Source organism: Sphingomonas pollutisoli (assembly GCF_029167165.1).
GTDB classification, from domain to species: Bacteria; Pseudomonadota; Alphaproteobacteria; order Sphingomonadales; family Sphingomonadaceae; genus Sphingomonas; species Sphingomonas pollutisoli.
Genome location: NZ_JARFNJ010000003.1, coordinates 445731 through 471450, shown reverse-complemented (window position 1 = coordinate 471450; position 25720 = coordinate 445731). Strand labels below are relative to the sequence as shown.

Sequence of the window (25720 nt, the reverse complement as noted above, 5' to 3'; positions counted from 1 at the left end):
CTCGATGAGTACCGACGACCTGATGATCGACACGCCCGACGGCCCGATGACCTTCGCGGAGTGGAAGAAGAAGCATCCCGTGCAAATCCCCTCGCGCCGCACCAAGGGCAAGGATCTGCCCGTCAAGGTGAAGCGCTTCACCGACCGGTGAGGCGCGCGGGTAAGAGCGCGTTCGGCTGGTTGTCGCCGAGGTGACCCAAGATTCAACTTCTCCTTGACATTTTCACATGCTGGATTAAATACATTCCCGTCTCATCCACCATGCGTGGAAGGAGCAACGGGGTCGCCTTTGGGCGGCCCTTGCCATTTCTGAGCTATAGCTTCCAGAAGCTGGCATGCTCAGCGGAGAAAGTCCGCGCTCGATTCGATTTCACGCAGTATGCTGTCCAGAACAGCCAAAACTGCTCTCGTTCCTCCAACACTATAGCGTAGTTGTCACCACGCAGCCAAACAACGACGCGCTTCCTTACCCTTGGAGGACGCCACCAAACAATGTCCCCGCATGAGCCATCATTACCCACCGCTTCCAACATGTGGGCGGCCCATGTGATCCGCTCGCATCGACGAAGATCGATAGTTCTATCATCTTCGCGCTCTGTTTCACCTCCCTCCGATACGGCGTGCCAAAAAGCAAATCCCTTACCGTCGGTCGCCGGCGCATGCTTGAAGCTTATGGGCTTTCCAAGAAATGTTAGATTTCCTCGAACCAGGGCGTCCACATAAGCAGCGTAAACAGCATCAATATACCGCTCAAAGTCGCCGCCAAAACCGGAGAGCTCGATGAGGTCGGGATACGACATATTCTAGGCTGCTGCGGACCAATAAAAAAGGTCAAACTTTTCCTCGGATAGAAACGACGTTTCTCCTAATTTTCTGGGGTACCGCCGCTTATATGTAGAAAGAGTATCTATAAGCTTGAGTTTGGCCTCGCTACCATCTTGCTGCCTATTGTAATAAGAAACAGCCCCTAAAATCAAATCACAAAGCTGCAAAAGCTCGGATTCTTCGGATCTAATTTGCTCAACATGCTTGAGAACCATCTTCTGGTCATCTCTTAACTTTGTGCATAGAAAATCATGCAGACGCCTAGTTTTCGAGCCCCCACGTGTATCTTTTATATCGAGATATACATTGTACTCGTTGTTTTTCTTTTCAAGAATTCTCAAAAGAAGTCGATAATACAGCTTATAATAAAAATCATCGTGCGTCTGATCGAAGGCACTGTGATCTAGAAGATTTTTATCTCGCACAATTATAGATCGGAAATGCAATCTATCATCCTCGAGAAATAGCCGAATCAAACTGTCATAGAAGTGCAACTGCGCAGGGCCGACTTTCGTCCATTTGACTTCAAAACCCCGCGACCGGGCATCAGGGATTTTTAGTCCGTGCTCGCGCTTCAACGCCCTGATTGACTCTGATATCGAGCGGACCGCTCCTCGATCGCACCATATTGCGCCGAGCAGCATCACCCTCTGATTATCATGCTCCAAATGGCACGATTCATCACAGAAAATGCTTATTTCCACAAAAACCGGGCCTTTGATCCAAAGGACGAACGTGGTGCCACTTATCCGATCTCCGTTAAACGGCCAAGCGCCGTACGACACTTCGACGAACCCAGAATTGCAGCAAATCCAGTATTGAGAAGCAGGCGAAGTTCAGAGTCCCAGCGAGCTTGGTATTCGCTCCCGCTGTGGTCAGCGAAGGCGGCGCCATCGCCATTCGTTGTCTACCATCAAGTACCACCAAGTCGCCCCATCCCTGGCAGACGATCTTGATGAGCGGACTCCCGCGCCGAACACTTCAATGACCCCACTTCCTGACCGTTGCGTGTGCGTCCGGGTGCGGTTCCTGGACGGCGGAGCGGGCGCGCGCCGCTGCGGAGCAGCCTAGATAATGGCTCAGCATCAACCGAATCAGAGCTCCTTGGCGTGAGCGGTGCCCGATAAATGAAACGATCCGCTGAGCACCGCGTCCTTCCGAGCCCGGCTTCAACATCAGCCGCCAACCGGTGGATGCGCCGTAGCGCTGCCGCGTAGCTATCAGTGCCGAGCAAGCGCTATACTTCGCTGACCGGGGCGGTGAGGAGATCGGTCGACACTCGTCGTCGTTAGCGGAAAATCCTCGCTATGAGAAACGACCGACCAACCGATTGTGGAGACGCCTTATGTGACAAGAGGCGGCGATCTTTTCCCGATAATTTACCGGAACTTGAGCCATCTACACCCACATCATCGCGGAAACGCTCAGCGCGAAGGAAACTGGCGCTGAACCGTCAGCCGATGGCTTTGCGAGAACGTCCAATACATTGGAAACGCTGGAGCGGGCGAAGGGATTCGAACCCTCGACCCCAACCTTGGCAAGGTTGTGCTCTACCCCTGAGCTACGCCCGCTCTGGCGACTGCCTGCCGGTGTGAACCGGAAGGCGGGTGAGGCGCGGCTGATACCGATGGGTTGGGGGGCTGGCAAGCCCCTTCTTCACGCTTTTCGCATTCCGCGCGAAAAACTTGGCCGCGCGAAAAGCCTTGGCTTGTGCGCCCGAGCGCCCACATAAGGCGCCATATCTTCGATCCCCCTGACCTTCAGACATTGGAGCGCATTTTGGCTACCCTGGGAATGAGCGCCGCCGAACGCGAGGCCGTCGAGAGCTTCCGCCGCGACGTGGTCGAGCCGTCGATGACCAAGCTCGTCATCATCGATTTCTGGGCGGAATGGTGCGGGCCGTGCAAGGCGCTCGCCCCGGTGCTCGAAAAGGTCTCCGCCGCCTATGCCGACAAGGGCGTCGTGCTCGCCAAGGTCGATACCGACGAGAACCAGTTCATCGCCGCCCAATTCCAGATCAAGTCGATCCCGACCGTCTATGCGATGTTCCAGGGCCAGCTCGTCGCCGACCTGACATCCGCGCGCACCGAATCGCAGTTGCGCGCGATGCTCGACCAGATCCTCAAGCAATTGCCGATCGAGAGCGAGGAGGCGTCGCTCGAAGCCGAGCTCGAGCCGCTGCTCGCGATGGGCGAGCAGGTGCTGGCCGAGGGCGATGCCGAACGCGCCGTCAGCATCTTCGCGCAGATCGTCGAAATGGCGCCCGAGCATCCCGGCGCGCTCGCCGGCCATGTCCGCGCGCTGGTCGCCGCGCATCGTGTCGACGAGGCCGACGCGGCGATCGCCGCGCTGCCCGAGGCGGTCGCCAAATCGCCCGAGATCGAACGCGCCAGGGCGGCGCTCGCGCTCGCGCGCGATGCGAAGCCGGTCGATGATCTGGCGGCGCTCGCCGCCGAGGTCGCCGCCAACCCGCACGACATGGCCAAGCGCTTCGAACTCGCCGGCGGGCAGATGGCGGCGGGTGACCGCGAGGCCGCCGCCGCCACGCTGCTAGCGATGATCGCCGAGGACAAGGCATGGAACGAGGCCGCCGCGCGCACCCAGTTGCTCAAGCTGTTCGAAGTGGTCGGGCTTGAAGACCCGTGGGTCTCGGCGCAGCGCCGCAAGCTCTCCGCGATCCTGTTCGGATGAGCGGGCCGGGCGGGAGCGACGCGGCGAAGACCACGCGCCTGTCGGTCTTCCCGCTGCCGGGCGCGCTGCTGTTCCCGCGCATGCACTTGCCGCTGCACATCTTCGAACCGCGCTACCGCGCGATGGTGTCCGACGCGATGGCGCGCGACCGGCGGATCGGGATGATCCAGCCGCGCACCGACAAGGGCGGGCGCAAGGACAAGCCGCCGCTGTTCGCGATCGGCTGCGTCGGCAAGATCGGCGAGTTCGAGGCGAGCGAGGACGGGCGCTACAATCTCGTGCTCGAAGGCGTCGCGCTGTTCCGCATCGTGCGCGAACTCGATGTGACGACCGCGTTCCGTCAGGTCGAGGCCGAGCTGCTGCCGCTCGCCGAAGAGCCCGAAACCTTGTCGCTGTCCCGCCGCTCGCTGCTGGAAAGCGAATCGCGGCGCTTCGCTGATGCGCAGGGCTATGCGGTCGATTGGAAAGCGGTGACCCGGCTCGACGACGAGGCGCTGGTCAACGGCATCGCCCAGATCGCCCCGTTCGACGCGGCGGCGAAACAGGCGCTGCTCGAGGCACCCGATATCGAGAATCGCGCCGAACTCATCATCCAGCTCATGCAGTTCTTCGGTCGACACGACGGCGAGGATACGGTGACGCTGCAATAGCGGGTGTTCGGGCGATTATAGGTAACGCCGCCGCTATGAAATCCGTTCGTCCCGAGTAGCGGCCGAGTGGCCCGAAGGGCGTATCGAGGAACGGGCCTCGATACGGCGCAAGCGCCTACTCGGCACGAACGGGTGGAGGTGAGGTCGTCGCGCTCTGCTCTACGCTCGTCACTGGCGTCGCGGCGATCGTGCCCGCCGCCTGGCCCGCCATCGCGGCGGCTTCGAGCGTATCGAGCGCGTGGCGCGATTCGATGTAGCGCCGCGCCGCATCGGTCCAGCGGCCCGCGTCGGCCGCGCCGGGCAGCCGCGCGACCTCGCCTAGCGCCGCTTCGATCCGCCCGCCCTCGACCAGCCGGCGCGCGCGCGCGAGCCGGTCGGCGGGCAGCGGCGAGGGCGTGCCGGCGCGGTGGAGCGCGATCAGCCCGGTCAACTCGCGCCGGAAGCTCGCGACCAACCCGCCGCGAAACCCGCCCGTCACCAGATCGGGGCCGATCGCGTCGAGACCGCCGCGCAGATCGTCGAGCGTCACCGGCTCGCGCGCAGCCTGTACGATCGTCGCGACCGCGCCGGGCTGGCTCGCGCCGAAACGATAGCGCAGCCGCTCCTCGAGATAGCCGAGCCCGACCCCGCGATCGAGCGCGCGCCGCGCCGCGAAGGCGATCAGCATCCCCTCCGCGCGCGTCGCGTTGCCGGCGGCGGCCTGCGCATCGGCACCCACGCCGGCGGTGCGCTCCTCGAGCGCGTCGAGCTGCGCGGAGAGCGCGGCCTCGCGCGAGGAAAGCGCGTCGAGATCGATCGTCGATCCTTGCGCGCCGCCCTTGGCGGGAACGATCACGACCGGCGCTTGCGATCCGCCCGCGCCGCTCCCCACCGGCAGCGTCAGCGTGGTCGTCTTGGGCGCGGGGCCGAGCCCGAACATGCGGAACAGCGCGAAGGCACCGGCGGCGCCGGCCAGGATCAGCAGGATCGCGAGCAGCGTGATCGTTCGCCAGCCCGCGCGTCGGGCGGGAACCGTCGGGGTCGGCGGCGCTTGCTCCATGTCACCTTATCTCCGCCGAACGCGAGCCGGTCAACGCCCAAGCGCGTCGATCGCGGCGAACAGCGCCGTATCGCTCGGGCGCGCCGCGACGGCGACCGCGTGCCAGCCCGGACCAGCGGCGGCGGCGATCGCCGCGCTGAACGCACCGATCGTCACGCGCGCGCGCGGCAGCGCCGCCGCGTCGAGCAGCTCCCCCAGCCGCGTCGCCGCGCGCGCCGAATGGAGCAGCGCGACGTTTCCCGCCAGTCCGGCGAGATCGGCGGGCGCGACGGCGCGCGGTTCGCTCGCATAGACCGCGATCGCACGCGTGACCCCATCGACCGGGGTCCGCTCGCGCCCGCCGAGGTGTAGCGCGCGCGTCATGCCCCGCGCCGCGAGCAGGGCGGCAAGCGCTTCCGCGTCGCTGCTTCCGGTCGCCGTCACTGTCAGCCCGGCGGCGCGCGCGGCGGCGGCGGTCTGCTCGCCCACCGCGATCACCGGCAGCGCGGCGAGATCCGCGAGTCCCGCGCCGGCCATGCGGACGATATTGGCGCTGGTCAGCACCAGCGCGTCATGCGCGCGCGCGTCGGGCACGATCCAGGCGAGCGGCACCACCGCGAAGAGCGGCAGCCGCAGCACCGCATAGCCCGCCGCCGCCGCGCGCGCCGCCGTCGCCGCATTGCCCGGTTCCGGGCGCAGCACGGCCAGCGTGCGCGTCATCCCGCGAACAGCCGCCGCACCGAATCTGGCGCGCGATCGAGCAGGTCACGCGCCAGCGCCTCGCCGAGCGCGGCGCCGGGTTCGCCGCGGATTTCGCCGCTGACATGCGCGCTGCCATCCGCGGCGAGCAGTTCGGCGATGATATGCATCACCCCGCCCTCGATCGTCGCGAGCGCGGCAACGGGCGAGTGGCAATCGGCGTTCAGCCGCGCGAGCAACGCACGTTCGGCACCGACGCACGCCTGAGTCACGCCGTCGCCGATCGCCTCGACCAGCGCGCCCGCGCGATCGTCATCGGCACGGACTTCGATGCCGACCGCGCCTTGCGCCGGCGCGGGCAACAGCACAGCGATATCGACCGACACGCCGACATCGTCGCGCCCGAGCCGCTCAAGCCCCGCCGCCGCGAGCAGGGTGGCATCGGCCTCCCCCGCCGCGAGCTTCGCCAGCCGCGTATCGACGTTGCCGCGAAACACCACGATCGTCACGTCGGGCCGCAGCCGTCGCACCTGCGCGGCGCGGCGCGGGCTGCTGGTGCCGAGCACCGCGCCAGGGCGCAGCGCGGCGATGCTGTCCGCGCCGACCAACCGCTCGCGCACATCGGCGCGCGGCAGCAACGCGGCGATCCGGATCGCCTCGGGCCGGATCGTCTCGACGTCCTTCATCGAATGCACCGCGCAATCGATCTCGCCGCCGAGCAGCGCGCGGTCGAGTTCCTTGGTCCACAGCGCCTTGCCGCCGATCTCGGCGAGCGCGCGGTCCTGCACGCGATCGCCGGTGGTGCGGATCACGACGATCTCGACTGCGCTCTCGCCCCAGCCATGCGTGGCGCACAGCGCATCGCGCACCATATGGGCCTGAACCAGCGCGAGCGGTGATCCGCGGGTTCCGATCCGGAAGGTCATTTGGCTTCCCGAAAAAATGTGCGCCAGATCGATCTTACTCCCGTTCGTCCCGAGCGAAGTCGAGGGACAAGCCCGAAGCGCAGGTGCCTCGGCTTCGCTCGGCACGAACGGTTCTGTTTGGGCGCTCGCTGTACGGGAAAGTGCCGCCCTTCGACAAGCGGGCGACGACACGTTAGGGACGAACGGATCATGACCAAGCTCATCCTCGGCCTCGAATCGAGTTGCGACGAGACCGCCGCCGCGATCGTCACCTCGGACCGCCGTGTGCTCTCGCACCGCCTCGCCGGGCAGGAAGCCGCGCACCGGCCCTATGGCGGCGTCGTGCCGGAGATCGCCGCGCGCGCGCATGTCGAGGCACTGACGCCGCTCGTCCAAGGCGCGCTCGCCGATGCCGGCGTGACGCTGGCGGATGTCGATGCGGTCGCCGCGACGGCGGGACCGGGGCTGATCGGCGGGGTGATGGTCGGGCTGGTCACCGGCAAGGCGCTCGCGCATGCGGCGGGCAAGCCGCTCGTCGCGGTCAACCACCTCGAAGGCCACGCGCTCTCGCCCCGCCTCGCCGATCCCGATCTCGACTTTCCCTATCTGCTGCTGCTCGTCTCGGGCGGCCATTGCCAGTTATTGCTGGTCGAAGGCGTCGCGCGCTACCGCCGGCTCGCCACCACGATCGACGATGCGGCGGGCGAAGCCTTCGACAAGACCGCCAAGATCCTCGGGCTCGGCTTCCCCGGCGGCCCGGCGGTGGAACGCGCCGCCGCGCTCGGCAACCCGAGCGCAGTGCCGCTGCCGCGCCCGCTCAAAGGCTCGGCCGAGCCGCATTTCTCCTTCGCCGGCCTCAAGAGCGCCGTGGTGCGCGCCCACGCGGCGGGCACATGGTCGCCCGAGGATATCGCCGCATCGTTCCAGGCGGCGGTGGTCGATTGCCTGATCGACCGCACCACCCGCGCGCTCGACCGCGCCGAGGACGCGACCGCGCTGGTCGTCGCGGGCGGCGTCGCCGCGAACGGCGCGGTGCGGGCGAGCTTGCAGACGTTGGCGAGCGACAACGCGCTGCGCTTCGTCGCGCCGCCGCTGTGGCTGTGTACCGACAATGCCGCGATGATCGCCTGGGCCGGCGCCGAACGCTTCGCCGCCGGGCTCACCGATCCGCTCGACATGCCGGCGCGTCCGCGCTGGCCGCTCGATCCCTCGGCGGAGGCGGTGCGCGGCGCGGGGGTGAAGGCATGAACATCGGAATCTTGGGTGGCGGCGCGTGGGGCACCGCGCTCGCGCAGGTGATGGCGGCGGGCGGGCATGACGTGCGGCTGTGGGCGCGCGAGGCCGAGGTGGTCGCGGCGATCAACGCCAACCATGCCAACCCGCTGTTCCTGCCCGACATCGCGCTCTCGCCGGCGATCCGGGCGAGCGGCGATCTCGCCGACGTCGCCGATACCGATCTGATCCTCGTCGTCACGCCGGCACAGCATGCCCGCGCGGTGCTGCGCGATCTGCCCAAGCACGGCCAGCCGCTGCTGCTCTGCTCGAAGGGGATCGAGGCGGGCAGCCACAAACTGTTGAGCGAAGTCGCCGTCGAGGAGCATCCCGCCGCGCCGATCGGCGTGCTCTCCGGCCCGACTTTCGCGGGTGAGGTCGCGCGCGGGCTGCCGACCGCGGTCACGCTGGCGATGGCGGACGAGGATGCCGCCGCGCGCATGGCCGAGGCGCTCGCGCTGCCGACCTTCCGCCCCTATGCCTCGACCGACGTGATCGGCGCGGAGATCGGCGGCGCGGTCAAGAACGTGCTCGCCATCGCCTGCGGCGTGGTCGAGGGTGCGGGGCTCGGCCAGAACGCGCGCGCCGCGCTGATCGCGCGCGGCTTCGCCGAGATGACCCGCTTCGGCCTCGCCCGCGGCGCCCGCGCCGAGACGCTCGCCGGGCTGTCGGGGCTCGGCGACATGGTGCTGACCTGCTCCTCGGTCAGCAGCCGCAACTTCTCGCTCGGGCTGGGCTTGGGTCAGGGGCGCAAGGCGGCCGAGCTGATGGCCGATCGCCGCACCGTCGCGGAGGGCGCGTTCACCGCGCCGGTGCTGTGCGCGGCGGCGGCGGCGGCGGGCGTCGCGATGCCGATTGCCGAGGCGGTGGCAGCGCTGCTGGCGGGGGCTGAGGTGGGCGCGGAGATCGACACGTTGCTCGCAAGGCCGCTGACCCGCGAACACGCCTGATTGGGGTCATCGCCCTCACCCTTCCGTCGCTTCGCTCCTCCCTCCCTCTCCCGCTGGGAGAGGGAAGGGGCCCGCCCGGCGCAGCCGGGTGGGAAGGGTGAGGGTGACCGCGCGGAATTAAAAATCGACCGCGATGCCCTTCAGCGTCCAGTCGCCATACCGCGTCGGATCAAGCGTGAGCGGGTCTTTGGTCTCGACCTTCGGCTGCGGCTCGGGCACCGGCGTGGTCTTGGAAAGATACGCGGGTGGCTTCACATGGGGCGGTCGGCGGCTCATGGAGGCTCCTTTGGCGCGGGACTCCCCAGATCGCGCGCCCAACGTGAGAGTTCAAGACCCGTGGCCGTTCCGAAATCGTCCTCCGCCAAACCCACCGACCCGCCCGGCGTCCCCGCGCGCCGTGCCGCGCTGAAGCTGCTCGATGCGGTGCTGCGGCAGGGGCTGCCGCTCGAGGCCGCGCTCGGCCGCGCCACGGCGGGAATCGAGCGCGCCGACGACCGCGCGCTCGCCCATGCCATCGCCGCCGAGGTGCTGCGCCGGCTGCCCGATCTCGACGCGCTGATCGATTCGGCGACGCCGCGCGCGTTGCCCGACGACGCCAAGGCGCGCTTCGTGCTGCGGATCGCGCTGGTGCAGACGCTGTCGCTCGGCACGCCCGCGCACGCCGCGATCGCGACGGTGCTGCCGCTCGTCGATGGCGGGCCGAAGAAGCTCGTCCACGGCGTGTTCGGCGCGCTCTCGCGGCGCGGCGACACCCTGCCCGAGATTCCGGCGCTGCCCGATCCGGTCGCGATCCGCTGGCACTACGCCTGGGGTGACGACATGATCGAAGCGGCCGAACACGCCATCGCCGCGCCGCCGCCGCTCGACCTCACGCTCGCCGACCCCGCCGCGACCGCGCAATGGGCCGAACGGCTCGGCGGCACGTCGCTGCTGCCCGGCCATGTCCGGCTCGACTCGGCGCACGTTCCCGAGCTGCCCGGCTTCGAGGAGGGCGCGTGGTGGGTGCAGGATATCGCCGCCTCGCTGCCGGCGCGGCTGATCGGGCGTGGTGAGGGCACCGCGCTTGACCTGTGCGCCGCGCCGGGCGGGAAGACGATGCAGCTCGCGCATGCCGGCTGGTCGGTGATCGCGGTCGATGCGTCGGAGGCGCGCCTCACCCGGCTGCGCGCCAACATCGCGCGCACCGACACCAAGGCGCGCGTCATTACCGGCGACGTGCTGCACTGGTCGCCGCCCGAAAGCGCAGATGCGGTGCTGCTCGATGCGCCGTGCAGCGCGACCGGTATCTTCCGCCGCCACCCCGATGTGCTCTACCGCACCCGCCCCTCGGTGATCGCGCAGATGGCGGCGACGCAGGCGAAGCTGCTCACGCGCGCCGCCGGCTGGGTCAAGCCGGGCGGAACGTTGGTGTATGCGACCTGCTCGCTCGAACGCGACGAGGGCGAGGCGCGGATCGACACGTTCCTCGCCGACCATCCCGAATATGCGATCGATCCGGTCCGCCCCGACGAACTGCCCGCCGGCGTGACTCCGCACGAACGCGGCTGGGTCCGCCTGCTGCCGGGGCAGGTGCAGCCCGGCGGCAACGACGGCTTCTTCATCGCCCGTCTGCGGCGCGGATAGCCGTTCCGGTCGATACGTGGGTTGCGGGTGGTCGGTTGCGTGCCTACAGATTCGGGCATGCCGAACCCCGTCCGCATCGCACCCTCGATCCTCTCGTCCGACTTCGCCAAGCTCGGTGAGGAGGTGCGCGCGATCGACGCCGCCGGCGCCGACTGGATTCATGTCGACGTGATGGACGGGCATTTCGTCCCCAACATCACGATCGGCCCGCAGGTGGTGAAGGCGCTGCGCCCCCACACGGCCAAGCCGTTCGACGTCCATCTGATGATCCAGCCGGTCGACGCCTATCTCGATGCGTTCGCCGAGGCGGGCGCCGACACGCTCAGCATCCATGTCGAGGCCGGGCCGCACACGCACCGCAGCCTCCAGCACATCCGCACGCTCGGCAAGCGCGCGGGCGTGGTGCTGACCCCGCAGACCCCGGCCAAGGCGCTCGACTATTTGATCGATTCGGTCGATCTGGTGCTGGTGATGAGCGTCAACCCCGGCTTCGGCGGGCAGAGCTTCATCCCGAGCGCGCTGCGCAAGATCGAAGCGGTGCGCAAGATGATCGACAAGGGCGGCTATAGCGTCGATCTCGAGGTCGATGGTGGCATCGACGTCGAGACCGCGCGCGACGCGATCAACGCGGGCGCCGACGCGCTGGTCGCGGGCACCGCGAGCTTCCGGGGCGGCCCGGAGCGTTATGCCGAGAATATCCGGGCGCTGAGGGGCGCGTGAACGATTCCCCGTCGCAGGACGACGCGGACAAGCCCGATGGCGCCGAAACGGCCGAGGGCAAGTGGCTGGTCCGCGCCGACGGCGACAAGGGCCTGTCGCTCGCCGAGCGGATCAGCGAACATTTCCACCGGCTGACCTGGCGCACGCCGATCCACGGCTTGCGGCTGAGGGGGCGGCATCCGCTCAAGTTGCTCACGGTGCCCGACGATCCGTTCCTCGGCGATGCCAGGCGCGGTCACGCGCTGCTCGCCGGGCGGATCACCTTCCGGGGCGAAACCCGCGCGATCGACTCGCTCAATCTCCTCAAGCCCGATTTCTCCGCCGCCTTTGCCGACTATCTGCACGGCGGCGCCTGGCTCCGCGATCTCTCGACCGTCGCGACGCGGGTCCAGGGCGTGCCGGTCGCCGAGGCGATCCTGCGGCAGTGGCTCGCCGCGCATGCCGAGATCGTCAGCGAGCCAGCGTGGCGGGCGGATCTGTGCGCGCGGCGCATCCTCGCCTGGTCCGCGCACGCGCCGCTGATCCTGTCCTCGGCCGATCTGGTCTATCGCAGCGCGGTGCTCAACGCCTTCGCACGCTGCGCGCGGCATCTCGATCGCGGCGCGGAGAAGGTCGCGCCCGGCGCCGCGCGGGTCGCGACGCTGTGCGGCGTGGTCGCGGCGGGGATGCTGCTGCCGGGCGGCGACGCGCGCCGCGCCGCGACCGAGGCGGCGCTCGCCCGCGCGCTGGCGGTGTCGCTGTTCGAGGACGGCGGCGTCGTCTCGCGCAGCCCCCAGGCGCAGCTCGATGTCGTGATGCTGCTCACCCAGCTTCGCGCGGTCTATGAGGCACGTCGGATCGAGCCGCCGGCGCAAATCGCCGAAGCGCTCGGCCGGCTGGTGCCGGCGCTGCTCGGCGTGTGCCTCGGCGATGGCGGGCTGTCGAGCTGGCAGGGCGGCGGCCCGGTGCCGGGGGACGAGATCGCCGATATCATCGCCGCGACCGGGGTGCGCACGCGTCCGCTGCGCCAGGCGCGCGAATGGGGCTATCAGCGGCTCGCGGCGGCGGGCGCGGTGCTGGTGTTCGATGCCGCGCCGCCGCCGGTCGCGCGGCTGGTCAAGGGCGGCTGCGCCTCGACCTTGGCGTTCGAGTTCTCGGATGGCGCGCACCGGATCATCGTCAATTGCGGCGGCGCGCGGGCCGGTATCGCCCAGCTCCCCGCCGAGCTGACCGAGGGGCTGCGCACCACCGCCGCGCATTCGACGCTGGTCGTCGGCGACAGCAATTCCACCGCGATCCACGCCGACGGCACGCTCGGGCGCGGCGTCGCCGAGGTCGAGCTCGCCCGGCAGGAAAGCGAGAGCGTGAGCCGGGTCGAGGCCAGCCACGACGGCTACGCCCGCCGCTTCGGCTTCATCCACCGCCGCCAACTGGTCCTCACCGGCGATGGCCGTGAGCTGCGCGGTGACGACATGCTGCTGCCCGCCAAGCGGCGCGGGCGCATCGCGGCGAGCGGGTTCGTGATCCGCTTCCATCTCGGCGCAGGCATCGAGGTCTCGCCGACCGCCGACGGCATGGCCGCGCTGCTGCGCGTGCCGGGCGGCGCCTTGTGGCAGTTCCGCTGCAAGGGCGGCGCACTCGCCGTCGAGCCGAGCGTGTGGATCGACGGTCAGGGCCGGCCGCAATCGACCTTCCAGCTCGTCGTCACCGGCGACGCGCCGGCCGGCGGCACCAGCGTCGGCTGGGTCTTGAAGCGCGCCGGCTAAGCCGTGAGTGGAACGCCGAGCACCCACTCGCCGTTCGCCCTGAGCGTGTCGAAGGGCGTGCCCCAAGCGCTTCGCCCGTGACACGTGCTTCGACACGCTCAGCACGAACGGATCAAAGACGCGTCAGCCGGCGGCACCACCATCGGCTGGGTCTTGAAGCGCGCAGGGTAAGCGGGCAGGGAGCGCGCGAACTCACACCCCGTTCGTCCCGAGCGAAGTCGAGGGACAGGCCCCGTCCCTCGACTTCGCTCGGGACGAACGGTTGCTAGGATTCCATAATGACCACCATCCCCATCCGCCGCGCGCTCCTGTCCGTTTCCGACAAGACCGGCATCGTCGATCTCGGCCAGTCGCTCGCCAAGGCGGGTGTCGAGCTGGTTTCGACCGGCGGCACCGCCAAGGCGCTGCGCGACGCCGGGCTCGCCGTGCGCGACATTTCCGACCTCACCGGCTTTCCCGAGATGATGGACGGCCGCGTCAAGACGCTCCACCCCAAGGTCCACGGCGGGCTGCTCGCGGTGCGCGACGATGCCGCGCACGCCGCCTCCATGAAGGAGCATGATATCGGCGCGATCGACCTCGTCGTCGTCAATCTCTATCCGTTCGAAGCGACCGTCGCGAAGGGCGCCGAGCGCGACGAGGTGATCGAGAATATCGACATCGGCGGGCCGTCGATGGTGCGCTCGGCCGCAAAGAACCACGCCTATGTCGCGATCGTCACCGATCCGGCCGATTATGCGCTGATCGCGGGCGGCAGCACCACGTTCGAGGATCGCAAGCGGCTCGCCGCCAAGGCGTTCGCCGCCACCGCCGCCTATGATTCGGCGATCGCCCAGTGGTTCGCCTTCGTCGACCAGCGCGAAGCCTTCCCGCAGGTGCTGCCGGTCGCGCTCACGCTCGGCACGACGCTCCGCTACGGCGAGAACCCGCACCAGTCGGCGGCGTTCTACGAAACGCGCGGGCCGGTCGCCAACGGCGTCGGTCAGGCGCGGCAGGTGCAGGGCAAGGAACTGTCCTACAACAATTTCAACGACGCCGACGCGGCGCTCGACCTCATCAGCGAGTTCCGCGACGCCGAGCCGAGCGTCGTCATCGTCAAGCACGCCAATCCGTGCGGCGTCGCCACCGCCAAGACGATCGAACAGGCCTATGCCGATGCGTTCGCGTGCGACACGGTCTCCGCGTTCGGCGGCATCATCGCGCTCAACCGCCCGCTCGACGCGGCGACCGCGCGCGCGATCACCGGCATCTTCACCGAAGTGGTGATCGCCCCCGACGCGGATGAGGAAGCGCTCGCTTTGTTCGCCGCCAAGAAGAACCTCCGCCTGCTGCTGACCGGGGAACTACCCGATCCGTCGCGGCCCGGCCTGATGGCCAAGTCGATCACCGGCGGCTGGCTGGTGCAAAGCCGCGACAACGCCTCGGCGCCCGACCTCAAGGTGGTCACCAAGCGCGCGCCGACCGCTGCCGAACTCGCCGACTGCCGCTTCGCCTGGACGGTCGCCAAGCACGTCAAGTCGAACGCCATCGTCTATGCCAAGGGCGGCAGCACGGCGGGGATCGGCGCGGGGCAGATGAACCGGCTCGAATCGGCGCGGATCGCCGCGTGGAAGGCGAAGGACGCCGCCGAAAAGGCCGGCTGGGCGGAGCCGCGCACGATCGGCTCGGCGGTGGCGTCGGATGCGTTCTTCCCGTTCGCCGACGGGCTGCTCGCGGCGGTGGAAGCCGGCGCGACCGCGGTGATCCAGCCCGGCGGCTCGATCCGCGACGACGAGGTGATCGCTGCGGCGGATGCGGCTGGGCTGGCGATGGTGTTCACCGGCGTGCGGCACTTTAGGCACTGACGATCGCCCCAAGCCGTAGCGAAGCTACGGCGCGGGCTCGCCGCGATCGGCACGGCCGGCGGCGCTACAGCGCCGTCCGACGTCATGGGCTTTGCCCATGACGTGCTGCCACCCTACCCTTCGTCCTCGTCGAACCCGAAGGGGCGTGCCACGCCGCGCGGGCTTCGACTTCGCTCAGCCCGAACGGAGACTTTGGGTTACCCCGCAGCCCCCTTCGGCGTCCGCCGCAGCAACGCGCGATCCTCCGGGCCAAACGCGAATTTCCACAGCACGAACAGATAGCTCGCCGCGATCGCCGGTTCGCCGAACACCAACTCGGCCCATTCGTAGCGGTGCGGCAGCGAGGTGAAGATCGTCCCCACCGCGATCGCCACGCCGGCCGCGAGCAGCAACTGCCAGCGCCAGCCGCGCACCGGCGCGCCGAGCATCCGCGCCAATACGCTCGACTTGACGATCGAGGACGTCCCCATCGCCAGCAGCAGCGCGATCGCCGGGCCCGCCGCCTGATAGGTGTCGGGCCAGCCCAGCCAGCGCATCGCGAAGATCAGCGCGAAGCTGAGCGCCACCTGCAGGCTCAAAGCGCCGATCGACAGCATCAGGTTGAGGTGCCGCGCGATATAGACGAGCGCGCTTTCGCACACCGCGCCGGTCGAGGCCGCGACCTCGGCGGTGAGCAGGAACGCCATCGCCGCCGTGCCCGCGACGAATTGCGGGCCGACCACGCCCATCACCGCCTTGCCCGGGATCGACCCCATCAGCGCGAGGCCGGCCTGCGCCGCCATGATCCAGAAGCCGACCTGCCGCACCTGCTGCGCCACCGCCTTGCGGTCGTTCTGCGCGAGGCTGGTGGTGATGACCGGGCCGAGGATCGGATCGAAACTGGTCTTGAGCTTGCCCGGCAGCGAAGCGATCTGCACCGCCATGTAGTAGATGCCGACGATCGCCGGCGCGAACAGATAGCCGAGGATCGCGCGGTCGACGTTGCGCGATCCCCATTCGATCGCGTCGGCGCCGGCGAGCGGGATGTTGCGCCGCGCGAGCGCGACCAGCCGGCCCGGATCTGGCCGCCAGCCCGAGGGCATGCCGTAACTGCGCAGGAACGGGATCAAAGCCGCCGTCAGCGCGGCGAGCATCGACAGCATGTAGGACAGGACCAGCCCGTCCTGCTTGGTGAAGAAGGAGAAGACGAACGCGGCGATGCTGATCGTCCACGGCTCGACGATCGCGCGCGCCGTCACCGAGGCGCCGACGTTGCGGCGATAGGCGAGCGCGGCGAGCGTGATCTCGGTCCAGGCGGTCGCGAACACGACCAGCGGCAGATAGTGTTCCAGCCGCCCCATCTCGCCGCTCGGGAACATGATCTGCGGGAAGGCGAACAGGATCGCGCTAGCGAGCGCCGAGGCGACGCCGGCGACCGCCAGCGCATCCCAGGCGACATGCGTGTGCGGCCGCTCGCCCGAATCGGAGAAGGCCTGCGCCAAGCCCCGCTTGAGCCCGAGCGTGGCGAGCTGCGCGGCGAATTCGACCACCACCACCGCGAGCGCGAACCGCCCGACCAGATCGGGGCCGTAACTCCGCCCGGCGATGAACAGGAACGGCAACCGCGCGGCGAGCCGCAGCAGGAAGCCGAAGATGTTGGTCCGGCCGCCCTTGGCGAGCGCGTTGATATCGTCGGGGGCGCCCGCCGCCGCCGAAGGTGCCTGACTCAATGCGCCGCGCCCCAGCTCGGCCCGACGCCGATCTCGACGCCGAGCGGCACCGACAGCGTCACCGCCGGTTCGGCGGCGCTCGCCATCACGCGCTCGATCACCGGGCGGGCCGCCGCGACATCGCTTTCAGGCAGTTCGAACACCAGTTCGTCATGCACTTGCAGCAGCATGCGGACATGACCCAACCCGGCCTCGGCCAAAGCCGGCCCCATCCGTACCATCGCGCGCTTGATGATGTCGGCCGACGTGCCCTGGATCGGCGCGTTGATCGCGGCGCGCTCGGCGCCCTGCCGCTCGTGCTGGACCTTCGACTTGATGCGCGGGAAGTGCGTCTTCCGCCCGAACAGCGTCTCGGTATAGCCCTTCTCGCGGACGAACTCGGTGGTCGCGGCGATATAGTTGCGGATGCCGGGGAAGCGATCGAAATAGCGGTCGATCATCGCCTGCGCCTCGTCGGCGGTGACGTCGAGCCGGCCGGCCAGCCCCCAGCGCGAGATGCCGTAGAGGATCGCGAAGTTGATCGTCTTGGCGCGCCCGCGCGTATCGCGGTTGACTTCGCCGAACAGTTCCTGCGCGGTGAGACTGTGGATGTCGGCACCGCTCGCGAACGCGTCGCGAAGCTGCGGCACGTCGGCCATGTGCGCGGCGAGGCGAAGCTCGATCTGCGAATAATCGGCGGCGAGGATGACATTGCCCGCCTCCGCCACGAACGCGTCACGGATCTGCCGGCCGATCTCGGTGCGGATCGGGATGTTCTGGAGATTGGGATCGGTCGAGGACAGCCGCCCGGTCTGCGCGCCGGTGAGGCTGTAGCTGGTGTGGACGCGCCCCGTCTCGGGGTTGATCTGCGCCTGGAGCGCATCGGTATAGGTCGATTTCAGCTTCGAAAGCTGCCGCCAGTCGAGCACCTTGGCGGCGATCTCGACGCCCGGCGAATCCTTGTCGGCGGCGATCCGCTCGAGCTCGTTGACGTCGGTCGAATAAACGCCCGACTTGCCCTTGCGCCCGCCCTTGATGCCCATCCGCTCGAACAGCACGTCGCCCAACTGCTTGGGGCTGCCGATCGTGAACGGACCGCCGGCGAGCGCGTGGATCTCGGTCTCGAGGCCCGCGATCTGCGTCGAGAATTCGGTCGAGAGGCCCGCGAGCTTCTCGCGGTCGACCTTGATGCCGTGCCGCTCCATCCGCGCCACCACCGGCACCAGCGGGCGATCGACCATCTCGTACACGCGCGTCGCGCGCTCGGCGGCGAGGCGCGGCTTGAAGCGGCGCCACAGCCGCAGCGTCACGTCGGCATCCTCGGCGGCGTAGCGCGTCGCGGCGTCGAGATCGACCTCGTTGAACTGGCGCTGGCTCTTGCCGACGCCGACCACGTCCTTGAACGCGATACAGCTATGCGACAGGTGCGTCGCGGCGAGCTCGTCCATGCCGTGGCCGTGCAGACCGGCATCGAGATCGAAGCTCATCAGGATCGTGTCGTCGAACGGCGCGACATCGATCCCGAGCCGCCCCAGCACGATCATGTCGTATTTGAGATTGTGCCCGATCTTGAGCACCGAAGGGTCTTCGAACAGCGGCTTGAGCTTGGCGAGCGCGACCGCGCTGTCGAGCTGCGCCGGCTTTTCCGCGAACAGCCCGGTGCCACCGTGGCCGAGCGGCACGTAACAGGCGAGATTGGGGTGGAGCGCGAGGCTGATCCCGACCAGTTCGGCGCGAGTCGCGTCGATCCCGGTGGTCTCGGTATCGACCGCGATCCAGCCCTGATGGCGGGCGACCTGAATCCAGCGGTCGAGCGCGACCTCGTCCACCACGGTCTCGTAGCTGTCGTGTTCGCAGGGCGGGTCTTCCTCCTGCGGTACGCTGGTCGGCGTCTCGACCGGCGGGTCGGCGACCGCGCTCAGCTTGGCGAGCAGCGACTTGAAGCCGTGATGTTCGAGGAAGACGCGAAGCGGCGCATCGGGGATGCCCTGAAGTTCGAGATCCTCGAGCGGCTCGGGCAGCGGCGCATCGCATTTGAGCGTGACGAGCACCTTCGACAGCCGCGCATTGTCGGCCTGCTCGATCAGATTGTCGCGCAGCTTGCCCTTCTTCATGCCGCTGGCGGCGGCGAGCACGCCTTCGAGATCGCCATGTTCGAGGATCAGCTTGGACGCGGTCTTCGGCCCGACCCCGGTGACGCCGGGCACGTTGTCGACGCTGTCGCCCATCAGCGCGAGCACGTCGCCGAGCTTGTCGGGGCCGACGCCGAACTTCTCCATCACGTGGTCCGGCCCGAGCCGCCGGTTGTTCATCGTATCGTACATGTCGACCGACGGATCGGTCATGAGCTGCATGAGATCCTTGTCGGACGACACGATCGTCACCTGCCAGCCCTGCGCCAGCGCGGCCTTGGTGTAGCAGGCGATGATGTCGTCCGCCTCCAGCCCCTCCTCCTCGATGCACGGCAGCGAGAAGGCGCGCGTGGCGTCGCGGATCATCGGGAACTGGGGGACGAGATCCTCGGGCGGCGGCGGCCGGTGCGCCTTGTACTGATCGTAGAGATCGTTGCGGAACGTCTTCGAGGATTTATCGAGGATGACCGCCATATGCGTCGGGCCATCGGCCTTGTGGAGCTCGTCGGCGAGCTTCCACAGCATCGTCGTATAGCCATAGACCGCGCCCACCGGCTCGCCATGTTTGTTGGTGAGCGGCGGGAGGCGATGATAGGCGCGGAAGATATAGCCCGAGCCGTCGACAAGATAGAGATGTGGCATTGTGCGCGCGGAATAGCCCAGCGCGGGAAACAGCACAAAGGCTTAGAATCGCCGGGGCCGGGCTGTTGCTTTAAGATCACGCGGAGGCGCAGAGAGGTTGCCGATCAAGCAAGCCAGCGCCCCGCCCACGTCCCTTCAATCTTCTTTTTTCTCTTCGCGCCTCCGCGCCTCCGCGTGCAAAATCGCCCCAAGCGACGCGCTTCCTGATTCGCGGAGATCGCGGAGAAGAAGAGATAGGCCCTGCCGCCATCCCCGCCGCCTCTGCGCGAACGTTTAAGAATCGGTTGACCACTCGCCGCTAAGGGGAGCCATGCCCTATGCCAAACTCTTCCGCAGCCGCTGGGCGGCGCTGCTCTGGGCCGGGGGCATCCTGTGGAGCGCCGTCGCGTTCGTCGGCGTGACGCCGGACAAGCAGGCGGTCGCGGCCAATGCGACGACCGACACCGATGTGACCGGCACGGCGGTGGATGCCAACGATCTCGCCGTCCTCGCCAATGCGATGTCCGCGAACTGACGCTCAGCGCCCCTTGGGCTTGACCGGCGGGCGCGGGCGGCGCGTCTCGACCGTTGGCGGCCCGGATTTGGCGCGCGAGCGCGGCGGCGGGGTCGGGCCGCGCGGCGCGGGCGGCGGCGCCCCCCGGCTCGGCGCGACGGTATAGCCCTCCTTGAGCAGCCGCGCGAACGCATCGCGCACGCTGGCGGTGATCGCCGCCTGCACCTCGGCCGGCAGGTCGGCGAGCGTGGTGTTGGCGTGCACCGCGTTCAGATCGCGCACCAGCGCGTTGGGCAGCCCGCCCGACGCCTTCTTGAGCGCCATGAACGCATCGAGCGTCGCGGCGACGAGGATATCCTGCATCAGATCGGTTGCGGACTTTGCCATCCGCGCCCCAAGCCACGCGGTGCGGCGCGGCGCAAGCCCAAAGGCCGGCGTTGCGGAAAAATCGATCGAGATACGCTCCTCGCCCCCGGCCCCCACACCGTTCGTGCTGAGCTTGTCGAAGCCTGTCCTGAGCGGCTGGCTTGCCAGCCAGCCGAAGGGCACCTGCCCCAAGCGCCGCGTGTGCGGCACGCACTTCGACAAGCTCAGTGCGAACGGAGTCGGAAACTCAGATCACATACTCCACCGTCTTCACCTGCTCGGTCGCCGCCGCCGTCGCCGCGCGTTTCTCGGCGATCTGGCGGTGGAGGCGGATGATCGCACGGCTGCCGGTCGTCTTGAACGCGAACGGCAGGATGCCGTGGATCAGCGCGGCGACACCGGCGGCGATCATCGTCACGCCGAAGCGCGACGCCACGCCGAAATGCTCGCCATAGCTTTCGCCGACCGAGGCGGGATGATCGAGGAACAGGCGGCGGAACATGGCGGGACTCCTTCGTCCCCTTTTAACCGGCGGCGGCCCGGGCGGCAATTTGCGTCAGCATGTCGGCGGCGAGCTGGCTCAGCGTGTCGTCGCGCGCGCCCATCACGACGATGCGGTCGCCCGCACGCGCGTCCGCGACCAGCGCGGCAGCGGCCTCGGCGCGATCGGGGATGTGCCGCGCGCGGCCACCGATATCGGCGACCAGATCGGCGCTGGTCACCGCACGCGTCACCGTGCCGCCCTGATAGACCGGATCGGGCAGCACGAGCAGATCCTCCGCCGCCAGCGTCTCGCGGAACATCGCGGCGAGTTCATGCCGCATCACCTTGAGCGGGCCATAGCCGTGCGGCTGGAACAGCACGAGCAATCGCCCCGGGAAGGCATGGAGCGTATCGAGCGTCGCGGCGATCTTGTCGGGATTATGCCCGAAATCGTCAATCACCGACACGCCGCCAGCTTCGCCGACCAGCTCGAAGCGGCGCTTGAGCCCAACGAACCCCTCGATCGCCTCGATCGCCTCGGCGAGCGGCACGCCGGCCGCGCGCGCCGCGCCGATCGCGGCGAGCGCGTTCGAGACGTTGTGCCGCCCCGGCACCGCCAGCCGAACCGGATGGCGCACCCCGTCCGCGACGAGATCGAAGCTGATCGCGAACGGCTCGGGCACGAGATTTTTCGCGACCAGATCGGCGGCGCCTTCCACCGCGAAGGTGATCGGCGGGGTGGCGAGCGATGCCGCCAGCGCCGCCGTCTCGGCATCGCCGATGTTGAGGATCACCGTCTCCGCCCCGCGCGCGAAATCGCCGAACAGCATGCGCAGCTCGTCGAGCGATTTGTGATCGAGGCTGACATTGTTGAGCACGGCGATTTTCGGCCGGTAAAGCGCGATCGAGCCGTCGCTCTCGTCGACCTCGCTGACGAACGCGTCGCCGGCGCCGACCAGCGCGCTCGCGAACGGGGCTTGCGGCGCCACGAAATTCTTCATCACCGCGCCGTTCATCACCGTCGGGTCGCGGTGGCAGGCGTGCAAAATCCAGCCGATCATGCCGGTGACTGTCGATTTGCCGCTGGTGCCGGCGACACCGATCGGCAGCGTGCTGGCGTTGAACAGCTCGGCGAGCAGTTGCGCGCGGCTCAGCCGCTGCGCGCCGACCGCCTCCGCCGCGACGATATCGGCGACGGTCGCTTCGATCGCCGCAGAGGCGACCACGATCTGCTCGGGCGAGGTCACGCCGCTGCCGTCCTGCGCGAACAGATCGATGCCGAGCGCACGGAGCGCCGCGAACTTGGCGGGCAGCCGCGCCTGATCGAGCGCGCGATCCGACCCCGCCACGCGCGCGCCGCGCGCCGCGAGGATCATCGCCAGCGGCATCATCCCGCTGCCGCCGATACCGACGAAGAAGTAGGGGCGCGAAACGTGGGGTTTGGCGGATTGCATGGCGGCACGCTATCGAAGCTTTCGCAAGCCGGAGCAACCTCGCCCGTTCGTGTCGAGCGCAGTCGAGACACTATGCGCCGCGCTTGCCCCTCGACTTCGCTCGGGGCGAACGGAGTTTGGGGCATGGATCAGGGCAAAACATGAAAATCGCCGTCTGCGCGCCAGCGCGCCCGATCGACCCGGTCGTCGAACCGCGCATCAAGGCGCTCGCCGCGATCACCGTCCCCGAGGTGGAGATCGTGTTCCATCCGCAATGCTTCGTCGAGGACGGCCATTTCGCCGGCAGCGATTCGGTGCGCGCCGCCGCGTTCCTCGAGTTCGCCAACGATCCCGCGTTCGACGCGATCTGGTTCGCGCGCGGCGGCTATGGCTCGAACCGCATCCTTCACACCGTTATGCCGCAGCTTGGCCCGGCGGCGGCGCGCAAACAGTATCTCGGCTATTCCGACATGGGCTTCCTGCTCGCCGCGCTCTACGCCCGACGGATCGGCCGCCCCGCGCACGGGCCGATGCCGGTCGAGGTCAACCGCGGCGGCGACCAGGGGCGTGAGGTGATGCGCGCGCTCGCCTGGTTGGTGCGGGGCGACCGCGCCGGCCTCGAACCCAGCCTCGACGGCCGCCCCGCCGCCGCCTTCAACCTCTCGATCCTGAACGCGCTGATCGGTACGCCGTGGCTGCCCGACCTCACCGATCACGTACTGATGATCGAGGAAGTCTCCGAACCGCTCTACCGCGTCGATCGCATGCTCTCGCAGATGGCGCATGCGACCCAGTTGAAGGGCATTGCCGGCATCCGGCTCGGCCGCGTCACCGACATCCAGCCCAACGTGCCCGCGTTCGGCGAGACGCCCGAGCAGATGATCGCACGCTGGTGCGGCGAGATGGGCGTGCCCTATCTCGGCCGCGCGGACATCGCGCATGATGCGGAGAACAAGGTGGTGCCGTTCGGGGTGGCATAGCGTCGCCCCGGCGAAGGCCGGGGCCGCTGTGTTGGGGCAATCCGATCGCCCAGCCATCCAACGGCCCCGGCCTGCGCCGGGGCGACGGTTGTGGCGAGTCGGCTAAACCTTGCCTATATGCCCCTCGCCCGCATAAGCGGCATCCTCTCACCTCAAACCGAGCGAACCTCCATGTCCGAAATGTTCCGCATCACGCTGCCCGACGGTTCCGTCCGTGAGGTAGCCCCGGGGACCACCCCGGCGGACATCGCCGCGGCGATCGGGCCGGGTCTCGCCAAGGCGGCGATCGGCGCGCGCGTCGATGGCGAGCTGCGCGACATCACGCGCCCGTTCGAACACGATTCGCAGCTCGCGCTGGTGACGGCGCGCGACGAGGCCGATGCGCTCGAACTCGCGCGCCACGATTACGCCCACATCCTCGCCGAAGCGGTGCAGCAGCTCTTCCCCGGCACGCAGATCACCTTCGGCCCCTCGACCGACGACGGCTTCTATTACGATTTCGCGCCAAAGGACCGCCCCTTCACCGAGGAAGACCTCCCCGCGATCGAAGAGGCGATGCGCGCCATCATCCGCGCCGACAAGCCGCTCAAGCGCGAAGTGTGGGAGCGCGAGGCGCTGATCGCGCGCTGGCGCGAGCAGGGCGAGACGTTCAAGGCCGAATGGGCCGCCGAACTGCCCGGTGACGAGCCGCTGACGGTCTATTGGTCGGGCGGCGACTGGCTCGACATGTGCCGCGGGCCGCACCTCGCCTCGACCGGCAAGCTCGATCCCGATGCGTTCAAGCTGACGCGCGTCTCGGGCGCCTATTGGCGCGGCGACCAGAACAACGCGATGCTCAGCCGCATCTACGGCACCGGCTGGCTCAACAAGAAGCAGCTCGCCGAGCATCTCACGCGGCTGGAAGAGGCCGCCAAGCGCGACCACCGCCGCATCGGCCAGGAGATGGACCTGTTCCATCTCCAGAGCGAGGCGCAGGGCTCGGTGTTCTGGCACCCCAAGGGTTTCGTGCTGTGGCGCGCGCTCGAGGCGTATATGCGCCGCCGGCTCGACGCCGCCGGCTATGCCGAGGTCAAGACGCCGCAGTTGATGGACGCGCGCCAGTGGGAGCAATCGGGCCATTGGGGCAAGTACCGCGAGAATATGTTCGTGGTGCCCGACGAAATCCCCAATGCCGAAGAGGACGGCCCGATCCTGTCGGGCAAGGCCGATCTGATGGCGTTGAAGCCGATGAACTGCCCGGCGCACGTGCTGATCTTCCGCCAGGGCATCAAATCCTACCGCGACCTGCCGATCCGCATGGCCGAGTTCGGCTGCTGCCACCGCAACGAACCGCACGGCGCGCTCCACGGCATCATGCGCGTGCGCCAGTTCACCCAGGACGACGCGCATATCTTCGTGCGCGAGGACCAGTTGATTGGCGAGGTCCGCGCGTTCTGCGAGCTGCTCGACAGCGTGTACCGCGACCTCGGTTTCGAGGAGTATGCGGTCAAGCTCGCGCTGCGCCCCGACAAGCGCTTCGGCGACGATGCGATGTGGGACAAGGCCGAGCAGGAACTCCGCGAGGCGGTGCTGCAATCGGATTTGAGCGAGGCGATCAAGGCCAGGTTCGAGGAACTGCCCGGCGAAGGCGCGTTCTACGCGCCCAAGCTCGAATTCCACCTCACAGATGCGATCGGGCGGACGTGGCAGGTCGGCACGATCCAGTCCGATCGCGTGCTGCCCGAGCGGCTCGACGCCTCGTACGTCGGCGACGACGGCGAGCGCCACCGCCCGGTGATGCTCCACCGCGCGATCCTCGGCACGTTCGAACGCTTCCTCGGCATCCTGATCGAACACCACGCCGGCCGCTTCCCGCTCTGGCTCGCGCCGGTGCAGGCGGTGGTGGCGACGATCGTGTCGGACGCCGATGAGTATGCCGCCGTGGTCGCGGCCAAGCTCAAGGCGGCGGGGCTGCGCGTCGAGACCGACCTGCGCAACGAGAAGATCAACTACAAGGTGCGCGAACATTCGCTGGCGAAGGTTCCGAACCTGCTGGTGGTCGGCAAGCGCGAAGCCGAGGAAGGCACCGTCGCGCTCCGCCCGCTCGGCGAGGGCGCGAAGCAGGAAGTGCTGTCGCTCGACGCGGTGATCGCTCGGTTGAAGGCCGAGGCGACCCCGCCCGATCTGCGGTGATTCAGCCCGTCGTCTCGGTCAATTCGGCGATCTCGAAGCGGTAGCTCCGCCAGCCACGCTGCGCCGCGGCCTCCTTGGTCGCGGCGCGCTTGCCGGTCGCGTCCTTGAGCGATTTTGCATGCCCCCAGAACACCTCGGTCCGCCCGGTCTCAAGCTCGGCGACGATCCGCCAGTAATGCGTGAACGCGGCCGCAGTCGGCCCGATCGTCTTGACGTACCCGTCGGGCATCGTGGCGGTGAGATAGCGCTTCTTCGGCATGGCGCTTCAGATACAACGCCCCGCCCGACACCAGAAGACCGTCGTCGGAGATGTTTCCGTTCAACGGAAGCGCCAATCGCGGCAAAGCTCGTGACCGCCGCTTACGTCTCGCCGAACCGCCGCGAAATCG

The 25720-nt window shown here is 68.3% G+C and carries 24 protein-coding genes and 1 tRNA gene; 12 read left to right on the top strand and 13 right to left on the bottom strand.

Annotated elements, in window-relative coordinates; genetic code table 11:
• Positions 1 to 4 precede the first annotated feature (4 nt).
• Positions 5 to 151 (top strand): hypothetical protein, encoded by a 147-nt coding sequence (locus PX554_RS08555; RefSeq protein ID WP_176787190.1) that lies wholly within the window; start codon positions 5 to 7, stop codon positions 149 to 151.
• 163 nt (positions 152 to 314) lie between these two features.
• Here the strand turns inward: PX554_RS08555 and PX554_RS08550 are convergent, their stop codons facing one another.
• The 3 genes from PX554_RS08550 to PX554_RS08540 all read right to left on the bottom strand — a co-directional run bounded on the left by PX554_RS08550 (position 315) and on the right by PX554_RS08540 (position 2396).
• The gene (locus PX554_RS08550; protein ID WP_275500695.1) at positions 315 to 800 is read right to left on the bottom strand and encodes a hypothetical protein; all 486 of its coding nucleotides are present in this window, start codon (positions 798 to 800) and stop codon (positions 315 to 317) included.
• A gap of 3 nt (positions 801 to 803) precedes the next feature.
• Positions 804 to 1529: a DUF3800 domain-containing protein gene (locus tag PX554_RS08545; protein WP_275500694.1), complete on the bottom strand. Its 726-nt coding sequence runs from the start codon at positions 1527 to 1529 to the stop codon at positions 804 to 806.
• Between the two features lie 792 nt (positions 1530 to 2321).
• A tRNA-Gly gene (locus PX554_RS08540) sits at positions 2322 to 2396 on the bottom strand.
• Positions 2397 to 2619: 223 nt separating this feature from the next.
• Between PX554_RS08540 and PX554_RS08535 the strand changes: the two genes are divergently transcribed.
• On the top strand, positions 2620 to 3516 hold the full coding sequence (locus PX554_RS08535) for a tetratricopeptide repeat protein (protein ID WP_275501002.1): 897 nt from the start codon (positions 2620 to 2622) through the stop codon (positions 3514 to 3516).
• Positions 3513 to 4166 carry an LON peptidase substrate-binding domain-containing protein gene (locus tag PX554_RS08530; RefSeq protein ID WP_093224981.1) on the top strand — a complete coding sequence of 218 codons (654 nt, stop codon included), beginning with the start codon at positions 3513 to 3515 and terminating at the stop codon, positions 4164 to 4166. Before PX554_RS08535 ends, PX554_RS08530 begins: the two co-directional genes overlap by 4 nt.
• Before the next feature lie 115 nt (positions 4167 to 4281).
• Here PX554_RS08530 and PX554_RS08525 read toward each other — a convergent pair whose 3' ends face one another.
• The 3 genes from PX554_RS08525 to hemC are packed head-to-tail and all read right to left on the bottom strand — an operon-like array spanning position 4282 to position 6809.
• Positions 4282 to 5205: a hypothetical protein gene (locus tag PX554_RS08525; protein WP_093224979.1), complete on the bottom strand. Its 924-nt coding sequence runs from the start codon at positions 5203 to 5205 to the stop codon at positions 4282 to 4284.
• 30 nt (positions 5206 to 5235) lie between these two features.
• Positions 5236 to 5904: a uroporphyrinogen-III synthase gene (locus PX554_RS08520; RefSeq protein WP_093224978.1), complete on the bottom strand. Its 669-nt coding sequence runs from the start codon at positions 5902 to 5904 to the stop codon at positions 5236 to 5238.
• Entirely contained in the window at positions 5901 to 6809 is a 909-nt protein-coding gene (gene hemC / locus PX554_RS08515) for a hydroxymethylbilane synthase (protein WP_093224976.1), read from the bottom strand. Before hemC ends, PX554_RS08520 begins: the two co-directional genes overlap by 4 nt.
• A gap of 189 nt (positions 6810 to 6998) precedes the next feature.
• Here hemC and tsaD point away from each other — a divergent pair, with 189 nt between their 5' ends.
• On the top strand, positions 6999 to 8036 hold the full coding sequence (gene tsaD, locus PX554_RS08510) for a tRNA (adenosine(37)-N6)-threonylcarbamoyltransferase complex transferase subunit TsaD (RefSeq protein ID WP_093224975.1): 1038 nt from the start codon (positions 6999 to 7001) through the stop codon (positions 8034 to 8036).
• A complete protein-coding gene (locus PX554_RS08505) occupies positions 8033 to 9010 on the top strand; it encodes an NAD(P)H-dependent glycerol-3-phosphate dehydrogenase (protein ID WP_093224973.1) in 978 nt (325 codons plus the stop codon). The genes tsaD and PX554_RS08505 overlap by 4 nt, the downstream gene beginning before the upstream one ends.
• A gap of 117 nt (positions 9011 to 9127) precedes the next feature.
• Here the strand turns inward: PX554_RS08505 and PX554_RS08500 are convergent, their stop codons facing one another.
• Positions 9128 to 9286: a DUF1674 domain-containing protein gene (locus PX554_RS08500; protein ID WP_093225109.1), complete on the bottom strand. Its 159-nt coding sequence runs from the start codon at positions 9284 to 9286 to the stop codon at positions 9128 to 9130.
• On the opposite strand from PX554_RS08500, the gene PX554_RS08495 reads away from it, so the two are divergent.
• The 4 genes from PX554_RS08495 (at position 9266) to purH (ending at position 14942) form a co-directional block, all read left to right on the top strand.
• A complete protein-coding gene (locus PX554_RS08495) occupies positions 9266 to 10633 on the top strand; it encodes an RsmB/NOP family class I SAM-dependent RNA methyltransferase (RefSeq protein WP_420833432.1) in 1368 nt (455 codons plus the stop codon). The two genes, PX554_RS08500 and PX554_RS08495, sit on opposite strands and share 21 nt — an antisense overlap.
• Positions 10634 to 10690: 57 nt before the next feature.
• On the top strand, positions 10691 to 11353 hold the full coding sequence (gene rpe, locus PX554_RS08490) for a ribulose-phosphate 3-epimerase (RefSeq protein WP_275500674.1): 663 nt from the start codon (positions 10691 to 10693) through the stop codon (positions 11351 to 11353).
• Positions 11350 to 13098, top strand: a complete 1749-nt coding sequence (locus PX554_RS08485; protein ID WP_275500671.1) for a heparinase II/III family protein — start codon at positions 11350 to 11352, stop codon at positions 13096 to 13098. The genes rpe and PX554_RS08485 overlap by 4 nt, the downstream gene beginning before the upstream one ends.
• A gap of 278 nt (positions 13099 to 13376) precedes the next feature.
• Complete coding sequence (gene purH, locus PX554_RS08480; RefSeq protein ID WP_275500670.1) at positions 13377 to 14942, top strand: bifunctional phosphoribosylaminoimidazolecarboxamide formyltransferase/IMP cyclohydrolase; 1566 nt, start codon at positions 13377 to 13379, stop codon at positions 14940 to 14942.
• 197 nt (positions 14943 to 15139) lie between these two features.
• Here purH and PX554_RS08475 read toward each other — a convergent pair whose 3' ends face one another.
• On the bottom strand, positions 15140 to 16651 hold the full coding sequence (locus PX554_RS08475; protein WP_275500668.1) for a lipopolysaccharide biosynthesis protein: 1512 nt from the start codon (positions 16649 to 16651) through the stop codon (positions 15140 to 15142).
• Positions 16648 to 19404 (bottom strand): DNA polymerase I, encoded by a 2757-nt coding sequence (polA, locus tag PX554_RS08470; RefSeq protein WP_275500666.1) that lies wholly within the window; start codon positions 19402 to 19404, stop codon positions 16648 to 16650. Before polA ends, PX554_RS08475 begins: the two co-directional genes overlap by 4 nt.
• A 310-nt stretch (positions 19405 to 19714) precedes the next feature.
• On the opposite strand from polA, the gene PX554_RS08465 reads away from it, so the two are divergent.
• Complete coding sequence (locus PX554_RS08465; protein WP_275500664.1) at positions 19715 to 19918, top strand: hypothetical protein; 204 nt, start codon at positions 19715 to 19717, stop codon at positions 19916 to 19918.
• Between the two features lie 3 nt (positions 19919 to 19921).
• Here PX554_RS08465 and PX554_RS08460 read toward each other — a convergent pair whose 3' ends face one another.
• Genes PX554_RS08460 through PX554_RS08450 form a run of 3 tightly spaced genes read right to left on the bottom strand, consistent with a single transcriptional unit; the run spans position 19922 to position 22200 of the window.
• A complete protein-coding gene (locus tag PX554_RS08460; protein WP_275500663.1) occupies positions 19922 to 20485 on the bottom strand; it encodes a hypothetical protein in 564 nt (187 codons plus the stop codon).
• A 25-nt stretch (positions 20486 to 20510) separates the two neighbouring features.
• Positions 20511 to 20765: a DUF6356 family protein gene (locus PX554_RS08455; protein ID WP_275500662.1), complete on the bottom strand. Its 255-nt coding sequence runs from the start codon at positions 20763 to 20765 to the stop codon at positions 20511 to 20513.
• A 22-nt stretch (positions 20766 to 20787) separates the two neighbouring features.
• Positions 20788 to 22200, bottom strand: a complete 1413-nt coding sequence (locus PX554_RS08450; protein ID WP_275500660.1) for a glutamate ligase domain-containing protein — start codon at positions 22198 to 22200, stop codon at positions 20788 to 20790.
• 140 nt (positions 22201 to 22340) lie between these two features.
• Between PX554_RS08450 and PX554_RS08445 the strand changes: the two genes are divergently transcribed.
• The gene (locus tag PX554_RS08445) at positions 22341 to 23159 is read left to right on the top strand and encodes an LD-carboxypeptidase (protein ID WP_275500658.1); all 819 of its coding nucleotides are present in this window, start codon (positions 22341 to 22343) and stop codon (positions 23157 to 23159) included.
• A 171-nt stretch (positions 23160 to 23330) separates the two neighbouring features.
• On the top strand, positions 23331 to 25331 hold the full coding sequence (gene thrS / locus PX554_RS08440; protein ID WP_275500656.1) for a threonine--tRNA ligase: 2001 nt from the start codon (positions 23331 to 23333) through the stop codon (positions 25329 to 25331).
• Between the two features lies 1 nt (position 25332).
• Here the strand turns inward: thrS and PX554_RS08435 are convergent, their stop codons facing one another.
• Positions 25333 to 25590: a hypothetical protein gene (locus PX554_RS08435; RefSeq protein WP_275500653.1), complete on the bottom strand. Its 258-nt coding sequence runs from the start codon at positions 25588 to 25590 to the stop codon at positions 25333 to 25335.
• Positions 25591 to 25720: the final 130 nt, after the last annotated feature.